Genomic DNA, 16,625 nt, shown 5'->3' with positions numbered 1-16,625 from the left:
CGGCGCGCATGAAAGTAGCTGTAGCCGGCGCCGGCGCGGTCGGCCGCTCGGTCACCCGCGAACTCATCGGCAACGGCCACGATGTGACACTGATCGAACGCAATCCCGATCACGTCGACGTCGACGCCATCCCGGCCGCGCACTGGCGACTGGGCGACGCCTGCGAACTGAGCCTGCTGGAGTCGGTGCTCCTGCAGGAGTTCGACGTGGTGGTGGCCGCGACCGGCGACGACAAGGCCAACGTCGTACTAAGCCTTTTGGCCAAAACCGAATTCGCGGTGCCGCGGGTGGTGGCGCGGGTCAACGATCCCCGCAACGAATGGCTGTTCACCGACGCCTGGGGGGTCGACGTGGCGGTGTCGACGCCGCGCATGCTGGCGTCGCTCATCGAAGAGGCCGTCGCCGTCGGCGATCTGGTGCGGCTGATCGAATTCCGCAAGGGGCAGGCCAACCTGGTCGAGATCACGCTGCCCGACGACACGCCATGGGGCGGCAAGCCGGTACGCAAATTGCAACTGCCGCGGAACACCTCGCTGGTGACGATCCTGCGCGGCCCGCGGGTGATCGTGCCCGAAGAGGACGAGCCGCTGGAGGGCGGTGACGAGCTGCTGTTCGTCGCGGTCGCCGAGGCGGAAGAGGACCTGCAGAAGCTGCTACTGGGCAGCCACGATCCGGCCGGCGGCTGATCAGTCGGTGACGGCGCCGGGTTCCACGTCGACCACGGGGACACCGGCGGCGGCGATGGCCCGTTGCGCCGACTTGATCGCCGCGTAGGTGGCCAACGCGGCCAGCAAGGTCAGCGGCCACCCCATCGCGATCCGCGCCACCGCCAGCCAGCCGGTCCGGTCGGCGTCGTACAGCAGTCCCTGAACCACGAACCGGGCGGCGAACACCAGCACCCAGCCCACCGAGGCGATATCGAACGCGTAGACGGCCCGGGGCACCTGGCGCCAACCGTCCCCACGCCCGGTGGCCCAGCTCCACCCGTAGCCGACCAGGGGACGGCGGATCAGCACCGACGCCGCGACCACCACGGCCCACACCAGCGACATCCAGATGCCCAGCAGGAAGTAGCCCTTGGACTCCCCCAGCACGTAGGCGATCAGCGCGCACAGCGCGACGCCGAAGAAGCCGGAGAATGCCGGCTGGGGGGAGTCGCGGCGAATCAGCCGCCACACCAGGATCAGCGCGGCCACCGCCAGCGCGGCCACGATCGCGGGAACCAGTCCCGACACGCTCGAGGCGATGACGAAGACCACCACCGGCAGCGACGAATAGATCACACCACTGACGCCGCCTGCCTGTGCCAGCAGACGTTCCGGGTTGATGCGGTTAGAGGTCATTTGTTCCGATACGCCCGACTCGCGCGGGGCCACCCCCAGATCTTCGGGCTCGGTCACCGCTGAATTTCGTAGTGCGGGTTGTAAATCGCCTTCGTTCCATTCTCCAGCTTGCCGAGGCGCCCACGCACTCGCAGGGTGCGGCCCGAGTCGATGCCCGGGATGCGGCGCTGGCCCAGCCACACGAGCGTGACGGTGTCGCTGCCGTCGAACAATTCGGCGCGCACTCCGCCGGCACAGGCCCTGCCGTTGCACTCGACGCTACGGAGAGTGCCCACCATCGTGACCTCTTGGCCACGTTCGCAGTCGATCGCGCGTTGCGCGCCGGTGCTTGCGACCTCGTCGGAAAGTTCCTCCGAGTCGAGCTGCTCCGGATCCTCCGTCAACCGACGGGTGAGCCGCCGCAGATACCCTTGGGCCCCCATGGCCACTCCTGACAATGCTGATAAGCCTCGACGCTTCCATTTATGCCAACGGACACCGTAGACCTCTTGGTTCCCCAAGCGCCAACCGACTCAAACGTCGTGTTGGAGGGCGGGCGAACGGCGGGGCACTATCAAGAGGTGGTGGTCGATCTGCGCGGTGTCACGACGGTGTTGTTGCCCGGAACCGGCTCCGACGACGACTACGTTGACCGGGCGTTTTCCGGCCCCTTGTCCGAGCTCGGCGCGCTGCTGGTGACCCCGCCGCCGCGGCCCGACCGGTTGATCGAGGGCTACCTGGCGGCGCTGGATGACGCGGGCCACCAAGGGCCGGTCGCTGTGGGCGGGGTCTCGATCGGCGCCGCGGTGGCAGCGGCCTGGGCCCTGGCCCACCCCGACCGGACGGTCGCGGTGCTGGCCGCGCTGCCGGCCTGGGCGGGCGCGCCCGGAGCCGCGCCCGCGGCGCTTGCCGCACGGTATTCGGCGTCACAGTTGCGCGCCGGCGGACTGACGGCGACCACGACCCAGATGCGGGCGTCCAGCCCGCCCTGGCTGGCCGACGAGCTGACCCGGTCGTGGGGGACCCAGTGGCCTCATCTGCCCGACGCCATGGAGGAGGCGGCCGCTTACGTCGCGCCGAGCTGCGAGGAGCTGGCCAAGTTGGCCGCACCGCTGGGAGTGGCATCCGCGGTCGACGATCCGATCCATCCGTTGCAGGCCGGGCTCGACTGGGTCGCCGCGGCGCCGCGCGCGGCGCTGCGGACGGTGACGCTGGATCAGATCGGCGCGGACCCCGCCGCCCTGGGCGCGGCCTGCCTAGGCGCGCTGGCCGAGCTTTGCTAGACGGCCCGCCTCCTCAGCCCGCCATGCCGGCGCGCATCGTCACCGGGCTCCGCCGGCTCAGCCGCCGGTGGTGGTGCGCAGCTGCTGCATGGCCGACCCGTCGACGCTGCGGCGCACGGCCGGCTCGCCGGGCGGTGCCTGTTGCCCCTCGGCCTGTTGGGCGTCGTCCTGCTGTGCGGCCTGTTGGGCGGCAGCGGCCTCGCGCAGTTGCTGCGCCATCGGCTCGGGCAGCTGCACGGTCAGCGGTGTGCGCACCGGAAGCGGCGTGTCGCCACGCCGAACCACGGTGTCCGCCAAGGCCGCTCGCGCCTCCTGCTCTAGCGCTTCCATCGTCTCGTGCGGGCCGTTGATGACGCAGCGGATCATCCAGCGGTAGCCGTCGACGCCGATGAACCGCACCACGCCGGTCGCGGTGCCCACCACCTCGCGACCCCATGGCCCGTCCTTGATGCTGACCTGGGCCGAGTCGTTGCGCAGCGATTCGGCGAGCTCGCCGGCCACTTCGCGCCACAGGCCGCCGGTCTTGGGCGCGGCATAGGCGGCGATGGTGAAGCGGCCGTTGGGCGTAACGACCCAGACCGCGCTGGGCACACCGGTTTCGGTGAGTTCGACCTGTAGCTGGCCGGCCTCCGGCATGGGGATCAGCACCGAGCCCAGGTCGAGCCGCGCCAGCTCCGCGACCGCGGGGTCGTCGAAGTCCTCGATGTCGAACGGGCCCTCGAGCTCCTCGGGGGACGGCTCGGCGGCGTCGCGGGCCGCGACCTCGTCGGCCGCCGAGGTGTCGGCGCCGGAGGCGTCGTCGTCTTTGGGTGTGCGTTTACCGAATGCCATCACAAACTCGCATGTCCGCCGGAGGAACCGTGACCACCATCGCCACGGGATGTTTCGGCCAGCCCGGCCTCGTCGAACGACGACACCTCGACCAACTCCACTAATTCGACTCGCTGCACCAACAACTGGGCGATGCGATCGCCGCGGTGCACCACGATCGGCTCGGTCGGGTCCAGGTTGATCAGCGCAACTTTGATCTCGCCGCGATAGCCCGCGTCGATGGTACCCGGACTGTTGACGATCGAAAGTCCAACTCGCGCAGCCAGTCCCGAGCGTGGATGCACCAAGCCGACCATTCCGAACGGGATGGCGACCGCGACCCCCGTCCGCACCAGGGCGCGCCGCCCGGGTTCCAGTTTGACGTCTTCGGCGCTGAAGAGGTCGATCCCGGCGTCGCCCTCGTGGGCGCGGCTGGGCAGCGGAAGCTCGGGGTCAAGACGGACGATGGCCAGACTGGTCGACACGGGGCCACAGACTACCCTTGACTGCGTGTCCGATACGCGCGTCGCGCCGCACAACGTGCGGTATCGCGAACGATTGTGGGTTCCGTGGTGGTGGTGGCCACCGGCCTTCGCGCTGGCCGGGATCATCGCTTTCGAATTCAACATGGGCGTCACCCGGCAGGCGTCCTGGTGGCCGTACGCGGCGCTGTTCGCGGTCGCGGCGGCGGCGCTGCTGTGGCTGGGCCGCATCGAGATCCGGGTCACCGCCGACCCGGCGGCGCCGGGCGAGGTGCAGCTGTGGGCCGGCCAGGCGCACCTGCCGGTCACCGTGATCTCCAGGTCCGCGGAGATAGCGCCCTCGGCCAAGTCCGCTGCCCTGGGCCGGCAACTCGATCCAGCGGCGTACGTGCTGCACAGGGCGTGGGTAGGGCCGATGATCCTGGCGGTACTCGACGATCCGGACGATCCGACGCCGTACTGGCTGGTGAGTTGCCGTCACCCCGAGCGGGTGCTGTCGGCATTACGCAGCTGACCGATCAGGCCGCGCAGTCGGTACAGATCATCACGCCGTTCTTCTCGCTGGCCAGCCGACTGCGGTGTTGCACTAAAAAGCAGCTCGAGCAGGTGAACTCGTCGGCCTGCTTCGGAATCACGCGCACCGACAGTTCTTCACCGGACAGGTCGGCCCCAGGCAGTTCAAAGTTCTCAGCGGATTCAGATTCGTCGACATCGACGACGGCCGAAGCCGCCTCGTTCCGTCGCGCTTTGAGCTCCTCCAGCGAGTCCTCCGAAACGTCGTCAGTCTCGGTACGCCGTGGAGCGTCATAGTCGGTAGGCATTGCCCTATCCCCTCACATGCCCTCGTTATCCAAGCATCGCTTTGTACCAGCGTCGAACGCATCCACCAAACGATTCGTGCCCGTATCACGGCCCATTAAGGTGTGATTTACGTCACACCCCTATTTTTACCCTTGCGCTCGTGTCTGAACAGTGGGTTTAGAGTGCAGCTGTGGTCACGCAAATCACCGAGGGTACAGCCTTTGACAAGCACGGCCGTCCCTTTCGGCGGCGCAACCCCCGTCCGGCCATCGTCGTGGTGGCGCTTCTCGCGGTGGCCACCGGCGTGATCTGGACGATCGCGCTGACGCGGCCCGCCAAGGTGCACGAGGCCGTGGTGTGCAATCCGCCGCCCCAGGCGGCCGATTCGGCGCCGGCCCAGCTCGGTGAGCAGGTGTCGCGCAGCGCCATGATGGACGTCACACCCGCCAAACTCGCGGACACCAAGGTTCGTGTCCTCAACGCCAGCGGCCGGGGCGGGCAGGCCGGCGATGTCGCCGGGGCGATGAAAGACCTCGGCTTCGCGCAACCGACCGCCGCCAACGACCCCCTGTATGCGGGCAGCCGACTCACCTGCCAGGGCCAGATCCGTTTCGGCACCGCCGGGCAGGCCACCGCGGCGGCCGTGTGGCTGGTGGCGCCGTGCACCGAGCTGTTCAACGACAACCGCGCCGACGATTCCGTCGACCTGTCCCTGGGCACCGACTTCAGCGCGTTGGCCCACAACGACGACATCGACGCGGTGCTCGCCACCCTGCGTCCCGGCGCCACCGAGCCCTCAGATCCCGCGCTGCTGGCCAAGATTCACGCCAGCAGCTGCTGAGTCAGGCGGTCAATCCAGAATCGGATCCAGCCCGTTGAAGCGCTCCAGCACGGCCAGCAGCTCGTCGGCGATGCCGGGCGCGGCGGCCAGCGCCAGGCCGGCCCCGTTCACGCTGGGCGCGGGCAGCACCACCCGGGCCCCCGCCTCCGCGGCGATCAGCGCACCGGCGGCGCGATCCCACACCTGCAGGCCGTGCTCGTAGTAGGCGTCCAGCCGGCCCGAGGCGACCATGCACAGATCCAGTGCGGCCGAACCGATGCGACGGACATCGCGGACCACCGGCAGCATCCGGGCCAACAGCGCGGCCTGCGCCGCGCGGCGCTGCCGCGAATAGCCGAAACCGGTGCCCAGCAACGCCATCGACAAATCGTCGACCGCGGAGCTCTGCAACGGCTGCGTGCCCTCGTCGTCGGTGACATGCGCACCCAGGCCCAGCGCCGCCGAGTAGACCCGGTGTCCGACCACATCGGCGACCGCCCCGGCCACCGACTCGCCGTTGACCTGTGCGCCGACCGACACCGCGTAGGCGGGGACGCCGTAGACGAAATTCACCGTGCCGTCGATGGGATCGAGCACCCAGGTGACCGATCCCGCCGGGGTGCCCGCCGGATCGGCGGGCCCGCCGCCCTCCTCGCCGAGAATTGGGTCCCCGGGCCGTAATTCGGCCAGGCGGTCGCGCAACAGCCGTTCCGTTTCGGTGTCGACCACGGTCACCGGGTCGGTCGGGGTGCTCTTCGAGCGCACCGCGCCACTGTCCGGGGTTTGCAAGCCGCCCGCCTCAGCGCCGAAAACCTCCGCCCGCCGACGCCTCACGAACGCGGCGGCCTCCGCGGCCAGGGTTTCGGCGATCGAGCGCAGCCGTACGAGCTCGTCATCGGAAGGGGTCACCGGTCTATCGCATCACAGTCGCCACGGCCGCGCAGACGCCGCGGACGGCACCGCCGCGGCGCTAAGGTGGGCGGACAGCCCAGTCACGCCGAGGAGCTTCGATGACCAGCACCGACTCGACTACGGACACGCCCGGCACCGCGATCGCCGACGGCAGGCCGCAGCGTCGTGGATTCGGTATCGACGTCGGCGGCAGCGGCATCAAGGGCGGCATCGTCGACATGGACACCGGGCAGCTGATCGGCGAGCGGGTCAAGCTACTGACCCCACAGCCCGCGACGCCCTCGGCGGTGGCCAAGACTATCGCCCAGGTGGTCAACGCGTTCGAATGGACCGGCCCGCTCGGCGTGACCTACCCCGGAGTCGTCACCCACGGCGTGGTGCAGACGGCGGCCAACGTGGACAAGGCCTGGATCGGCGCCAACGCGCGCGACATCATCAGCGCCGAGCTGGACGGTCAGGAAGTCACCGTCCTCAACGACGCCGACGCGGCCGGGCTGGCCGAGGAACATTACGGCGCGGGCAAAGGCCAATCGGGCCTGGTGGTGTTGCTGACCTTCGGCACCGGGATCGGCTCCGCGGTGATTCACAACGGGACGCTGATACCGAACACCGAGTTCGGCCATCTCGAGGTCGGCGGCAAAGAGGCCGAGCAGCGGGCGGCGTCCTCGGTGAAGGAGAAGAACGACTGGTCCTACGAAAAGTGGGCCAAACAGGTGACCAAAGTGCTGGTGAGCATCGAGAACGCGGTGTGGCCGGATCTGTTCATCGCGGGCGGGGGGATCAGCCGCAAGGCCGATAAATGGCTGCCGCTGCTGACCAACCGCACCCCGGTGGTGGCCGCCGCCCTGCTCAACACCGCCGGGATCGTCGGCGCGGCGATGGCCGCCACCTCGGACGTGACTCACTGATTTCGCCCGGCAGAGCCGTAGTACCGCGCACTGTCGTTACAATGGTCCTCGGCGAACGCCCAACCGATAGCGTGCAACTACCACGCTGATACCAACGCCGACATCGACATAGCAGACACTTTCGGTTAACCATGCCCAATACCCACCGAAGGTGAGCCCAAACGAAGGGGTGTAAGTGGCAGCGACGAAAGCAAGCCCGGCGACGGATGGGCCGGTGAAACGCACCGCCACGAAGTCTCCGTCGTCCCCCGCCAAGCGGCCGGCGGCCAAGGCTGCCAACGGATCGGCGCCCGCGAAGCGGGCCGCCAAGGCAGCATCGCCGTCCACCAAGTCCGAGGCCGACACGGCCGCCGACCCGAAGAAGACCCGCGCCGCCGCCAAGGGCGCCAAGGCGCCGTCAGCGCGCGGAAGCAAAGCGGCCAAGGGCGGGCCGGCGGATCCGGACGCCCTCGATTCCGACGGTGCCGCCGAGGATCTCGATAACGAACCCGACCTCGAGGTTGAGCCAGGCGAAGACCTCGAGATCGACGCCGACCTCGTCCTCGACGATCTCGAGGTCGACGTAGCGTCCGACGGCGAAGACACCGAAGAGGGTGACGCCGAATCCGACGAGGCCGAGCCCGAGGCCGAGGGTGAGGAAGTTGCCGCCGCGAAGCCCGCCGCCAAGGCCGGCGTCGCCGCCGCGGAGGAAGACGAGGAAATCGCCGAGCCCACCGAAAAGGACAAGGCCTCCGGCGATTTCGTCTGGGACGAGGACGAGTCCGAGGCGTTGCGGCAGGCCCGCAAGGACGCCGAGCTGACGGCCTCCGCCGACTCGGTTCGCGCCTACCTCAAGCAGATCGGTAAGGTCGCGCTGCTCAACGCCGAGGAAGAGGTCGAGCTGGCCAAGCGGATCGAGGCCGGCCTCTACGCCACGCAGCTGATGACCGAGCTGAACGAGCGCGGCGACAAACTGCCCGCCGCCCAGCGGCGCGACATGGTGTGGATCTGCCGCGACGGCGATCGCGCGAAGAACCACCTGCTGGAAGCCAACCTGCGGCTGGTGGTATCGCTGGCCAAGCGCTACACCGGTCGCGGCATGGCGTTCCTGGACCTCATCCAGGAGGGCAACCTGGGTCTGATCCGCGCGGTCGAGAAGTTCGACTACACCAAGGGTTACAAGTTCTCGACGTACGCGACGTGGTGGATCCGTCAGGCCATCACCCGCGCCATGGCCGACCAGGCCCGCACCATCCGCATCCCGGTGCACATGGTCGAGGTCATCAACAAGCTGGGCCGTATCCAGCGCGAGCTGCTGCAGGACCTGGGCCGCGAGCCCACGCCCGAGGAGCTGGCCAAGGAAATGGACATCACGCCCGAAAAGGTGCTGGAGATCCAGCAATACGCCCGCGAGCCGATTTCGCTGGACCAGACCATCGGCGACGAGGGCGACAGCCAGCTGGGCGACTTCATCGAGGACAGCGAGGCTGTGGTGGCCGTGGACGCGGTGTCGTTCACGCTGCTGCAGGACCAGCTGCAGTCGGTGCTGGAGACGCTGTCGGAGCGCGAGGCGGGCGTAGTGCGGCTGCGCTTCGGTCTCACCGACGGCCAGCCCCGCACCCTGGACGAGATCGGGCAGGTATACGGCGTGACCCGTGAGCGCATCCGCCAGATCGAGTCCAAGACGATGTCGAAGCTGCGCCACCCCAGCCGTTCTCAGGTGCTGCGCGACTACCTCGACTAGTCGAGTCGGGCGTCGATCGAAAGCGGCTTGCCCACAAGCCATCTCGAGGGCCGGTGAAATTCGGCTGCGCTCGGCGCGCGGGCGTCGTACGGTGACGTCCATGTCAGCGCACCGCACCCTCGTCTCGTCAGAATCCGGCTTCGAATCAGCGGTCGGGTACTCGCGCGCGGTGCGGGTCGGCCCGCATGTGGCGGTGGCCGGGACGACCGGCACCGGGCCCGCAGGCGACATCGCAGCCCAGGCGCGAGATGCATTGCGCCGCATCGAGATTGCGTTGCACCAAGCGGGCGCAGCGCTGACCGACGTGGTGCGCACCCGCATCTACGTCACCGACATCTCGCGCTGGCGCGAGGTGGGAGCCGTGCACCAGCAGGTCTTCGGCGCGGTGCGCCCCGCGGCGACCATGGTCGAGGTCTCGGCGCTGATCGCGCCCGAGTTGCTGGTGGAGATCGAGGCCGACGCCTACGTCGACTCCCCGGCCTCGCCGCCGGAGATCGGCGCGAAGGAGCCGTCGCCGGCCGGCGGGTAGGCGGTGACCCGGACCACAGCGGCCGCCGGCAGGGGGCCGTACAGATGTGGGAACAACATCGACTCCGGATCGGTTGCCACCCCCGGCTCCCACCGCACCGGCGCGGCAAGCCGGGCCGGGTCGATGTGCAACAGCACCAGGTCGGCACGACCGCGGTAGAGCCGGTTGGCCGGCAGGTGCACCTGCTCCGGCGTCGACAGATGGATGAACTCGCCACCACCGGCGTCGTCCGGGTGGATGGCGCCCCGCCTGCGGGCCCGCGCCCACTGCTCGGTTCCGCACAGGTGCACCAGGGCATCAGGAACGAAGGTCACAACTTCGACACCCTAGAGACCGCCCGCACCAAACCTGACCGGCCCCGTGAGAAACGACACACCGATAACGATCGGGGAACAAGGCGAAAACGCCATACGTCTGAGAAAGTGAATGTACGAGAACGGAGAAGCCATGAATGCAACTCTGACGAGTCCAGAACTGACCCGGGCCGACCGCTGCGATCGCTGCGGTGCTGCGGCCCGTGTGCGCGCCAAGCTGCCTTCCGGACTGGAGCTTCTCTTCTGCCAGCACCACGCCAACGAGCACGAGGCCAAGCTGACCGAGCTGGACGCCGTGCTGGAGTTCAGCGAAAGCTAGCCCGCAGTCAACTCGCCCATCGCCAATGTGGGCGGTGCGAGTGATCTTCGGTAATGCTGGACGGGTATGAGCGAGCAGGTCGCAAAACCGTCGCGCCACCACATCTGGCGAATCACCCTGAGGACTCTCTCCAAGAGTTGGGATGACTCGATTTTCTCGGAGTCAGCTCAGGCTGGTTTCTGGTCGGCGTTGTCCCTGCCGCCGTTGCTGCTCGGGCTGCTGGGCACGCTGGCCTACGTGGCTCCGCTGTTCGGCCCGGACATGCTGCCCAGCATCCTGCGTCAGCTGATCTCGACGGCACACAGCGTGTTCTCCCGCAGCGTGGTCAACGAGATCATCGAGCCGACCGTGCGTGACATCGCCAATCACGCCCGCGGCGAGGTGGTGTCGCTGGGTTTCATCATCTCGTTGTGGGCGGGGTCGTCGGCCATCTCGTCGTTCGTCGACTCCGTGGTCGAGGCGCACGACCAGACGCCGTTGCGCCACCCGGTGCGCCAGCGCCTGTTCGCGTTGTTCCTCTACGTGGTGGGGCTGGTGTTCGTGGTGGCGACGGCGCCGTTGGTGGTCTTGGGACCGCGCAAGGTGGGTGAGCACATTCCGGTCAGCCTGGCCAACGTGTTGCGCTACGGCTATTACCCGGCCTTGATCCTCGCCTTGATGTTCGGGGTCGTGATCCTGTACCGCGTAGCGTTGCCGGAGCCGCTGCCGACGCATCGGCTGATATTCGGCGCGGCGCTGGCCACCGCGGTGTTCGTGATCGCCACCTTGGGCCTGCGGATCTATCTGCAGTGGATCACCAGTACGGGCTACACCTACGGCGCGCTGTCCACGCCGATCGCATTCCTACTGTTCTCGTTCTTCGGCGGCTTCGCGATCATGATCGGCGCCGAGCTCAATGCCGCCATCCAGGAGGAGTTCCCCGCGCCCAGGACGCACGCGCACCGGCTGCGCAGATGGCTGCTGTCGCGCTCGCCCGCGCTGGCGAAGGCGGCGGACACGCTGTCGAATCCCGTGACCAAAAATCCCATCACCGCGCAACGCGACGTCGCGCCGGCGGAGCCGCCAGGCTGATCAGCCCTTCTTCATCCGGTCGTAGATCTGCTTGCAGTCCGGGCAGACCGGTGAGCCCGGCTTGGCCGCCTTGGTGACGGGAAAAACCTCGCCGCACAACGCAACGACGTGGTTGCCCATCACCGCGCTCTCGGCGATCTTGTCCTTCTTGACGTAGTGGAAGTACTTCGGGGTGTCGCTGCCGGTCCCGTCGTCGACGCGTTCGTCGGTCTCGGTGCGTTCGATCGTTTGGGTCTGCATACCTGACATTGTGCACTGCCCGGCAGGCCCGGAAACCGGTCAAGCCGGAATCGGCCAGTTGTGGAACAGTGGAGGAATGAAGCACGGCTCCGATCCGGGGTTCGATGACTTTGACGGCAACAAAGGCCGCCCAGTGCTCATCACCGCCGCAGCGACCTCGTATGAGGAGCAGCACCGTGCGCGGGTCCGTAAATACCTGACCTTGATGGCTTTCCGGATCCCGGCGCTCATCCTCGCCGCGCTAGCCTACGGCGCCTGGCACAACGGGCTGATCTCGCTGGCGATCGTGGCGCTGTCAATCCCGTTGCCGTGGATGGCCGTTTTGATCGCCAACGACCGGCCGCCGCGCAGTGCCGACGAGCCGCGCCGGTTCGACAACGCCCGACAGCGCACCCCCCTGTTCCCGCGGGCCGAACGTCGCGCGCTCGAGGCCCCGCAGCCCCCGCAGCAGCAGTGGCATCCGGGCGCGCGAGACGGAGTAGACCGCGGGTAGCCGTCGTTTCTGCTGAAGGTGCCGCCGCGGCGTACTTCTCAGGACATTCTCAGGTCTGCGGCACATTTCTGCACGTCAAGACGTGTGAGATAGCGAATCGCTGGGAACTCTCAGAGCTGATCTGTCGTTGAACTCCATGACAGAACAAAGCCGAACGGGAGGTCGCTATGGCGAACGCCAGCACGAGCAGATTTGACGGCGATCTGGATGCTCAAAGCCCCGCAGCGGACTTGGTGCGCGTATATCTCAACGGAATCGGTAAGACGGCACTCCTCAATGCGGCCGGCGAGGTCGAACTGGCCAAGCGCATCGAAGCCGGGCTTTACGCCGAACACCTGCTTGCAACGCGTAAGCGCCTCGGGGAGAACCGCAAACGCGATCTGGAGGCCGTGGTTCGCGACGGTCAGGCGGCGCGCCGTCACCTGCTGGAAGCCAACCTGCGTCTGGTCGTGTCACTGGCCAAGCGGTACACGGGTCGTGGCATGCCGCTGCTGGACCTGATCCAGGAGGGCAACCTCGGGCTGATCCGCGCGATGGAGAAGTTCGACTACACAAAGGGATTCAAGTTCTCGACCTACGCGACGTGGTGGATCCGTCAGGCCATCACCCGCGGCATGGCCGACCAGAGCCGCACCATCCGGCTGCCGGTCCACCTGGTGGAGCAGGTCAACAAGCTGGCGCGGATCAAGCGCGAGATGCACCAGAACCTGGGCCGCGAGGCGACCGACGAGGAACTGGCCGCCGAGTCGGGCATCCCGGTCGAAAAGATCAACGACCTGCTCGAGCACAGTCGCGACCCGGTAAGCCTGGACATGCCCGTCGGCTCCGAGGAGGAAGCCCCGCTGGGCGACTTCATCGAGGACGCCGAGGCGATGTCCGCCGAGAACGCGGTGATCGCCGAGCTGCTGCACACCGACATCCGCAGTGTGCTGGCCACCCTGGACGAGCGTGAGCACCAGGTGATCCGGTTGCGTTTCGGCCTGGACGACGGCCAGCCGCGCACCCTGGACCAGATCGGCAAGCTGTTCGGTCTGTCCCGCGAGCGGGTCCGCCAAATCGAGCGGGACGTAATGTCCAAACTCCGCAACGGGGAGCGCGCCGACAGACTACGGTCGTACGCGAGCTAACACCTCACTCAAGCTAGGTAGCAGACGGTATGCCCGCCGCGTCAGCGGCGGGCATACTGCTTGCCTGGGAGGCGTTACAACCATTCGCGTAGCTGGCGAAGTAGACTCAGCGTCGACGGAGGGTGCTGAATGAACGACCTGGTTGACACCACCGAGATGTATCTGCGGACCATCTACGACCTCGAAGAAGAGGGCGTGACGCCGCTGCGTGCCCGAATCGCCGAACGCCTCGATCAGAGTGGGCCGACTGTCAGCCAAACCGTGTCGCGCATGGAGCGGGACGGTTTACTTCACGTGGCCGGCGACCGCCACCTCGAGCTCACCGACAAGGGCCGGGCGCTGGCCGTTTCCGTGATGCGCAAGCACCGCCTCGCGGAACGCCTGCTGGTCGACGTCATCGGCCTGCCCTGGGAAGAGGTCCACGCCGAGGCGTGCCGCTGGGAGCACGTGATGAGCGAGGACGTCGAGCGCCGCCTGGTGAAGGTGCTCAACCACCCGACCACCTCGCCCTTCGGCAACCCGATCCCCGGACTCCTGGACCTGGGCGTGGGCCCCGAGTCCTGGTCCGAGGACGGTCCCCTGGTCCGGCTGACCGAGCTACCCGCCGGCGCGCCGGTAGCCGTGGTGGTGCGCCAGCTGACCGAGCACGTCCAGGGCGACATCGACCTGATCTCGCGCCTGAAGGACGCCGGCGTCGTGCCGAACGCGCGCGTCACCGTCGAGACCAGCTCCGCCGGGGTGACCATCGTCATTCCGGGCCACGAGAACGTCACCCTGCCGCACGAGATGGCGCACGCGGTCAAGGTCGAGAAGGTCTGACCCGGGCCGTTCGTGCCCACCTAGCCCGCCCTGCGGCCGAACGGCCGTCGCGGCGGTAGCTGCACGCCGAACCGCTTGGCCAGCCGGTAGCCGGTCAGCGCCAGATCCCGGATGTCCTCCGGCCGCAGACCCGACTGCAACGCGGTGTCCAGCATGCCCGCCATCCGATGGTCGGGCGCACAGCGCAGCGCCTCCTGCAGCGACACCCCGGCGAGCGGCCCGTCGCCGCGGGCATACGCACTGAACGCGATCAGGACCAGAGCCTCGACCCGCCACGGCGGCGGCAGCGTGCGCGCCAGCAGCGCCCACAACGACTCGACCTCGCCGGCGCTCTCCCCGACCGCAAGCGCATACAGGATGTCGCGCACCTGCGGGTCGCTCAGAGCACACCCCAGCGTCGCCATCTCGCTGTCGGACAGCGGTTCCCCGGCCGCGACCCGGGCGGCTGCGGCCATCGCCGTCTCCACGTCGCCGCGGGTGCAGCGCACCGGATGCGCACGATGCGCCGCGCGGCGCCGGGCGGCCTGTTGCCGGACCGCGCCGGCCAGCGCGGCGGTGCGCGCCGCGTCATCGGGCGCGATGACCGCCTGCAGGTCGGCACGACGCGGATAAAGCCGTCTGCCTTCCAGCACCGCCGCGGCGGCCAGCGGGGAGGCTGCGGGATCGTCGACCAGCCCACTCGACCCGCAGCCCTCGGCGCAGTGCCAGCGGCCGCCGAAGGCCACCCGGTCGACCACGTGCGTGGCCCACAACTCAATGTGATGCTGCGACAAGGCTTCTGCGAGCGCCGCCGCCAGCTGCCGGTATTCCTCGTTGCAGCTGGGACAGTAGGCCCCGTCCGCGTTGACGATCACCGCGACCACGGCCTCGGGGGTGGCCGCGGCGGCGACCTCCGCCAGGTGCTCCACCCCATCGACAAGCTCCTCGGAGAGGTCGACACGCATCACCGAGCCGAGTTCCCCGTCGCCGAAAGACACTAATACCAATGAATTCTCGGGAACGAAGCCGAGAACGGCCGGCAGCGCGGCGATGAGCGCACCGGGGCGGGAAAGTTCGAAGTCTTCTCGAGGCGTCGTCATGAGCACAACGCTGACGGCCGCCACCGTCAACCGGTGCGCGCTTGCGCCGATGCGGCAGCGGACCTGTGGATGAACCCAGCAGTGTGCGTTGTGCTGCCTTACTGTTTAGGCCATGAGTTCGGCGCAAGAGTACGACATGGTGGTCATCGGGTCCGGGCCCGGCGGACAGAAGGCCGCCATCGCCTCGGCCAAGCTCGGTAAGTCGGTCGCCATCGTCGAGCGCGGCCAGATGCTCGGCGGTGTGTGCGTCCAGACCGGCACCATTCCGTCAAAGACGTTGCGCGAGGCGGTCCTCTATCTCACCGGGATGAGCCAGCGCGAACTCTACGGCGCGAGCTACCGAGTGAAGGAGAAGATCACCCCGGCCGACCTGCTGGCCCGAACCCAGCACGTGATCGGCAAGGAAGTCGATGTGGTCCGCAACCAGCTGATGCGCAACCGCATCGACCTGCTGATCGGCCACGGGCGTTTCGTCGACCCACACACTATCGAGGTCGAGGACCCGTCGCGGCGCGAAAAGATAACCGTCACAGGCAAATACGTTGTCATCGCCACGGGCACCCGGCCGGCCCGGCCCTCCGGCGTCGAGTTCGACGAGCACCGGGTGCTCGACTCCGACGGGATCCTCGATCTCAAGTCGCTGCCAACCTCGATGGTGGTCGTCGGCGCGGGTGTCATCGGCATCGAATACGCGTCGATGTTCGCCGCGCTGGGCACCAAGGTCACCGTCGTGGAGAAGCGCGACGACATGCTCGACTTCTGTGACCCCGAGGTCGTCGAGGCGCTGAAGTTCCATCTGCGCGACCTGGCGGTGACATTCCGGTTCGGTGAGGAGGTGACCGCGGTCGACGTCGGGTCGGCGGGCACCGTCACCACCCTGGCCAGCGGCAAGCAGATCCCCGCCGAGACGGTGATGTACTCGGCCGGGCGGCAAGGCCAGACCGATCACCTCGACCTGCAAAACGCCGAGCTGGAAGCCGACAACCGCGGGCGGATCTTCGTCGACGACAACTTCCAGACCAAGGTGCCCCACATCTACGCCGTCGGCGACGTGATCGGCTTCCCCGCGCTGGCCGCGACGTCGATGGAGCAGGGACGGCTGGCCGCCTACCACGCGTTCGGGGAAGCGAGCGACGGCATCACCGACCTGCAACCGATCGGCATCTACTCCATCCCCGAGGTCTCCTACGTCGGCGCCACCGAAGTGGAGCTGACGAAGAACTCAGTGCCCTACGAGGTCGGGGTGGCCAGGTACCGCGAGCTGGCCCGCGGCCAGATCGCAGGCGACTCCTACGGGATGCTCAAACTGCTGGTGTCCACCCAGGACCTCAAGCTGCTCGGCGTGCACATCTTCGGCACCAGCGCCACCGAGATGGTGCACATCGGGCAGGCCGTGATGGGCTGCGGCGGCACGGTGGAATACCTGGTGGACGCGGTGTTCAACTACCCCACGTTCTCCGAGGCCTACAAGGTGGCGGCGCTCGACGTGATGAACAAAGTCCGGGCGCTCAACCAGTTCCGCCAGTAACCCGATGGTGGCGACCCGCTGCGCCCGGCTCCGCCGCGCTGGCGA

The 16,625-nt window shown here is 68.0% G+C and carries 22 protein-coding genes; 13 read left to right on the top strand and 9 right to left on the bottom strand.

Annotation, left to right across the window (positions count from 1 at the left end; all coding sequences use genetic code 11):
* Positions 1-8 precede the first annotated feature (8 nt).
* Positions 9-686, top strand: a complete 678-nt coding sequence (locus ACZYVJ_RS23230) for a potassium channel family protein (protein ID WP_463833507.1) — start codon at positions 9-11, stop codon at positions 684-686.
* On the opposite strand, the gene ACZYVJ_RS23225 is transcribed toward ACZYVJ_RS23230, so the two are convergent.
* Both ACZYVJ_RS23225 and ACZYVJ_RS23220 read right to left on the bottom strand, forming a co-directional pair.
* Entirely contained in the window at positions 687-1,343 is a 657-nt protein-coding gene (locus ACZYVJ_RS23225; protein WP_463833843.1) for a DUF3159 domain-containing protein, read from the bottom strand.
* 53 nt (positions 1,344-1,396) lie between these two features.
* A complete protein-coding gene (locus tag ACZYVJ_RS23220) occupies positions 1,397-1,765 on the bottom strand; it encodes an OB-fold nucleic acid binding domain-containing protein (protein WP_067346731.1) in 369 nt (122 codons plus the stop codon).
* A gap of 138 nt (positions 1,766-1,903) precedes the next feature.
* Here ACZYVJ_RS23220 and ACZYVJ_RS23215 point away from each other — a divergent pair, with 138 nt between their 5' ends.
* Complete coding sequence (locus tag ACZYVJ_RS23215) at positions 1,904-2,605, top strand: alpha/beta hydrolase (RefSeq protein ID WP_463833506.1); 702 nt, start codon at positions 1,904-1,906, stop codon at positions 2,603-2,605.
* 57 nt (positions 2,606-2,662) lie between these two features.
* Here ACZYVJ_RS23215 and ACZYVJ_RS23210 read toward each other — a convergent pair whose 3' ends face one another.
* Positions 2,663-3,439, bottom strand: coding sequence for a DUF3710 domain-containing protein (locus ACZYVJ_RS23210; RefSeq protein WP_463833505.1), 777 nt, complete (start codon positions 3,437-3,439; stop codon positions 2,663-2,665).
* Entirely contained in the window at positions 3,436-3,900 is a 465-nt protein-coding gene (gene dut, locus ACZYVJ_RS23205; protein ID WP_007774869.1) for a dUTP diphosphatase, read from the bottom strand. The genes ACZYVJ_RS23210 and dut overlap by 4 nt, the downstream gene beginning before the upstream one ends.
* Positions 3,901-3,925: 25 nt before the next feature.
* On the opposite strand from dut, the gene ACZYVJ_RS23200 reads away from it, so the two are divergent.
* Positions 3,926-4,411, top strand: coding sequence for a DUF3093 domain-containing protein (locus ACZYVJ_RS23200; RefSeq protein ID WP_463833504.1), 486 nt, complete (start codon positions 3,926-3,928; stop codon positions 4,409-4,411).
* A 4-nt stretch (positions 4,412-4,415) separates the two neighbouring features.
* On the opposite strand, the gene ACZYVJ_RS23195 is transcribed toward ACZYVJ_RS23200, so the two are convergent.
* Positions 4,416-4,718 (bottom strand): DUF4193 domain-containing protein, encoded by a 303-nt coding sequence (locus tag ACZYVJ_RS23195; RefSeq protein ID WP_036468275.1) that lies wholly within the window; start codon positions 4,716-4,718, stop codon positions 4,416-4,418.
* A gap of 170 nt (positions 4,719-4,888) precedes the next feature.
* Between ACZYVJ_RS23195 and cei the strand changes: the two genes are divergently transcribed.
* On the top strand, positions 4,889-5,539 hold the full coding sequence (cei, locus tag ACZYVJ_RS23190) for an envelope integrity protein Cei (RefSeq protein WP_463833503.1): 651 nt from the start codon (positions 4,889-4,891) through the stop codon (positions 5,537-5,539).
* Between the two features lie 9 nt (positions 5,540-5,548).
* On the opposite strand, the gene ACZYVJ_RS23185 is transcribed toward cei, so the two are convergent.
* Positions 5,549-6,427, bottom strand: a complete 879-nt coding sequence (locus ACZYVJ_RS23185) for an inositol monophosphatase family protein (RefSeq protein WP_463833502.1) — start codon at positions 6,425-6,427, stop codon at positions 5,549-5,551.
* Positions 6,428-6,528: 101 nt separating this feature from the next.
* Here ACZYVJ_RS23185 and ppgK point away from each other — a divergent pair, with 101 nt between their 5' ends.
* From ppgK to ACZYVJ_RS23170, 3 genes are all read left to right on the top strand, one after another.
* Positions 6,529-7,338: a polyphosphate--glucose phosphotransferase gene (ppgK, locus tag ACZYVJ_RS23180; protein ID WP_463833501.1), complete on the top strand. Its 810-nt coding sequence runs from the start codon at positions 6,529-6,531 to the stop codon at positions 7,336-7,338.
* A gap of 175 nt (positions 7,339-7,513) precedes the next feature.
* Positions 7,514-9,061, top strand: a complete 1,548-nt coding sequence (locus ACZYVJ_RS23175) for an RNA polymerase sigma factor (RefSeq protein WP_463833500.1) — start codon at positions 7,514-7,516, stop codon at positions 9,059-9,061.
* 100 nt (positions 9,062-9,161) lie between these two features.
* The gene (locus ACZYVJ_RS23170) at positions 9,162-9,590 is read left to right on the top strand and encodes a RidA family protein (protein ID WP_463833499.1); all 429 of its coding nucleotides are present in this window, start codon (positions 9,162-9,164) and stop codon (positions 9,588-9,590) included.
* Here the strand turns inward: ACZYVJ_RS23170 and ACZYVJ_RS23165 are convergent.
* Positions 9,524-9,904, bottom strand: coding sequence for a DUF952 domain-containing protein (locus tag ACZYVJ_RS23165; RefSeq protein WP_463833498.1), 381 nt, complete (start codon positions 9,902-9,904; stop codon positions 9,524-9,526). The two genes, ACZYVJ_RS23170 and ACZYVJ_RS23165, sit on opposite strands and share 67 nt — an antisense overlap.
* A 133-nt stretch (positions 9,905-10,037) precedes the next feature.
* On the opposite strand from ACZYVJ_RS23165, the gene ACZYVJ_RS23160 reads away from it, so the two are divergent.
* Both ACZYVJ_RS23160 and ACZYVJ_RS23155 read left to right on the top strand, forming a co-directional pair.
* Positions 10,038-10,223, top strand: a complete 186-nt coding sequence (locus ACZYVJ_RS23160) for a DUF7455 domain-containing protein (RefSeq protein ID WP_007774888.1) — start codon at positions 10,038-10,040, stop codon at positions 10,221-10,223.
* Between the two features lie 66 nt (positions 10,224-10,289).
* Complete coding sequence (locus ACZYVJ_RS23155; protein ID WP_463833497.1) at positions 10,290-11,294, top strand: YihY/virulence factor BrkB family protein; 1,005 nt, start codon at positions 10,290-10,292, stop codon at positions 11,292-11,294.
* Here ACZYVJ_RS23155 and ACZYVJ_RS23150 read toward each other — a convergent pair whose 3' ends face one another.
* On the bottom strand, positions 11,295-11,534 hold the full coding sequence (locus tag ACZYVJ_RS23150) for a DUF3039 domain-containing protein (protein ID WP_064879665.1): 240 nt from the start codon (positions 11,532-11,534) through the stop codon (positions 11,295-11,297). It abuts the gene before it with no gap.
* Between the two features lie 58 nt (positions 11,535-11,592).
* Between ACZYVJ_RS23150 and ACZYVJ_RS23145 the strand changes: the two genes are divergently transcribed.
* The 3 genes from ACZYVJ_RS23145 (at position 11,593) to ACZYVJ_RS23135 (ending at position 13,973) form a co-directional block, all read left to right on the top strand.
* Positions 11,593-12,027 carry a DUF3099 domain-containing protein gene (locus tag ACZYVJ_RS23145; protein ID WP_463833496.1) on the top strand — a complete coding sequence of 145 codons (435 nt, stop codon included), beginning with the start codon at positions 11,593-11,595 and terminating at the stop codon, positions 12,025-12,027.
* A 167-nt stretch (positions 12,028-12,194) separates the two neighbouring features.
* A complete protein-coding gene (gene sigB / locus ACZYVJ_RS23140) occupies positions 12,195-13,154 on the top strand; it encodes a sigma-70 family RNA polymerase sigma factor SigB (RefSeq protein WP_007774892.1) in 960 nt (319 codons plus the stop codon).
* Positions 13,155-13,283: 129 nt separating this feature from the next.
* A complete protein-coding gene (locus ACZYVJ_RS23135; RefSeq protein WP_463833495.1) occupies positions 13,284-13,973 on the top strand; it encodes a metal-dependent transcriptional regulator in 690 nt (229 codons plus the stop codon).
* 20 nt (positions 13,974-13,993) lie between these two features.
* On the opposite strand, the gene ACZYVJ_RS23130 is transcribed toward ACZYVJ_RS23135, so the two are convergent.
* Positions 13,994-15,052, bottom strand: a complete 1,059-nt coding sequence (locus ACZYVJ_RS23130) for a DUF4192 domain-containing protein (RefSeq protein ID WP_463833494.1) — start codon at positions 15,050-15,052, stop codon at positions 13,994-13,996.
* Positions 15,053-15,164: 112 nt separating this feature from the next.
* Between ACZYVJ_RS23130 and sthA the strand changes: the two genes are divergently transcribed.
* Positions 15,165-16,580: a Si-specific NAD(P)(+) transhydrogenase gene (gene sthA, locus ACZYVJ_RS23125; protein WP_463833493.1), complete on the top strand. Its 1,416-nt coding sequence runs from the start codon at positions 15,165-15,167 to the stop codon at positions 16,578-16,580.
* Positions 16,581-16,625: the final 45 nt, after the last annotated feature.

This window comes from Mycobacterium sp. IDUB_3 (assembly GCF_055419585.1).
Note: the sequence above shows the minus strand (reverse complement) of the source record. Positions and strands in the feature narration are given on the sequence as shown.

Coding starts and splice junctions, on each gene's coding strand:
- ACZYVJ_RS23230 (WP_463833507.1), top strand. CDS start 9: ATGAAAGTAGCTGTAGCCGGCGCCGGCGCGGTCGGCCGCTCGGTCACC.
- ACZYVJ_RS23225 (WP_463833843.1), bottom strand. CDS start 1,343: ATGACCTCTAACCGCATCAACCCGGAACGTCTGCTGGCACAGGCAGGC.
- ACZYVJ_RS23220 (WP_067346731.1), bottom strand. CDS start 1,765: ATGGGGGCCCAAGGGTATCTGCGGCGGCTCACCCGTCGGTTGACGGAG.
- ACZYVJ_RS23195 (WP_036468275.1), bottom strand. CDS start 4,718: ATGCCTACCGACTATGACGCTCCACGGCGTACCGAGACTGACGACGTT.
- ppgK (WP_463833501.1), top strand. CDS start 6,529: ATGACCAGCACCGACTCGACTACGGACACGCCCGGCACCGCGATCGCC.
- ACZYVJ_RS23170 (WP_463833499.1), top strand. CDS start 9,162: ATGTCAGCGCACCGCACCCTCGTCTCGTCAGAATCCGGCTTCGAATCA.
- ACZYVJ_RS23160 (WP_007774888.1), top strand. CDS start 10,038: ATGAATGCAACTCTGACGAGTCCAGAACTGACCCGGGCCGACCGCTGC.
- ACZYVJ_RS23155 (WP_463833497.1), top strand. CDS start 10,290: ATGAGCGAGCAGGTCGCAAAACCGTCGCGCCACCACATCTGGCGAATC.
- ACZYVJ_RS23150 (WP_064879665.1), bottom strand. CDS start 11,534: ATGCAGACCCAAACGATCGAACGCACCGAGACCGACGAACGCGTCGAC.
- sigB (WP_007774892.1), top strand. CDS start 12,195: ATGGCGAACGCCAGCACGAGCAGATTTGACGGCGATCTGGATGCTCAA.
- ACZYVJ_RS23135 (WP_463833495.1), top strand. CDS start 13,284: ATGAACGACCTGGTTGACACCACCGAGATGTATCTGCGGACCATCTAC.
- ACZYVJ_RS23130 (WP_463833494.1), bottom strand. CDS start 15,052: ATGACGACGCCTCGAGAAGACTTCGAACTTTCCCGCCCCGGTGCGCTC.
- sthA (WP_463833493.1), top strand. CDS start 15,165: ATGAGTTCGGCGCAAGAGTACGACATGGTGGTCATCGGGTCCGGGCCC.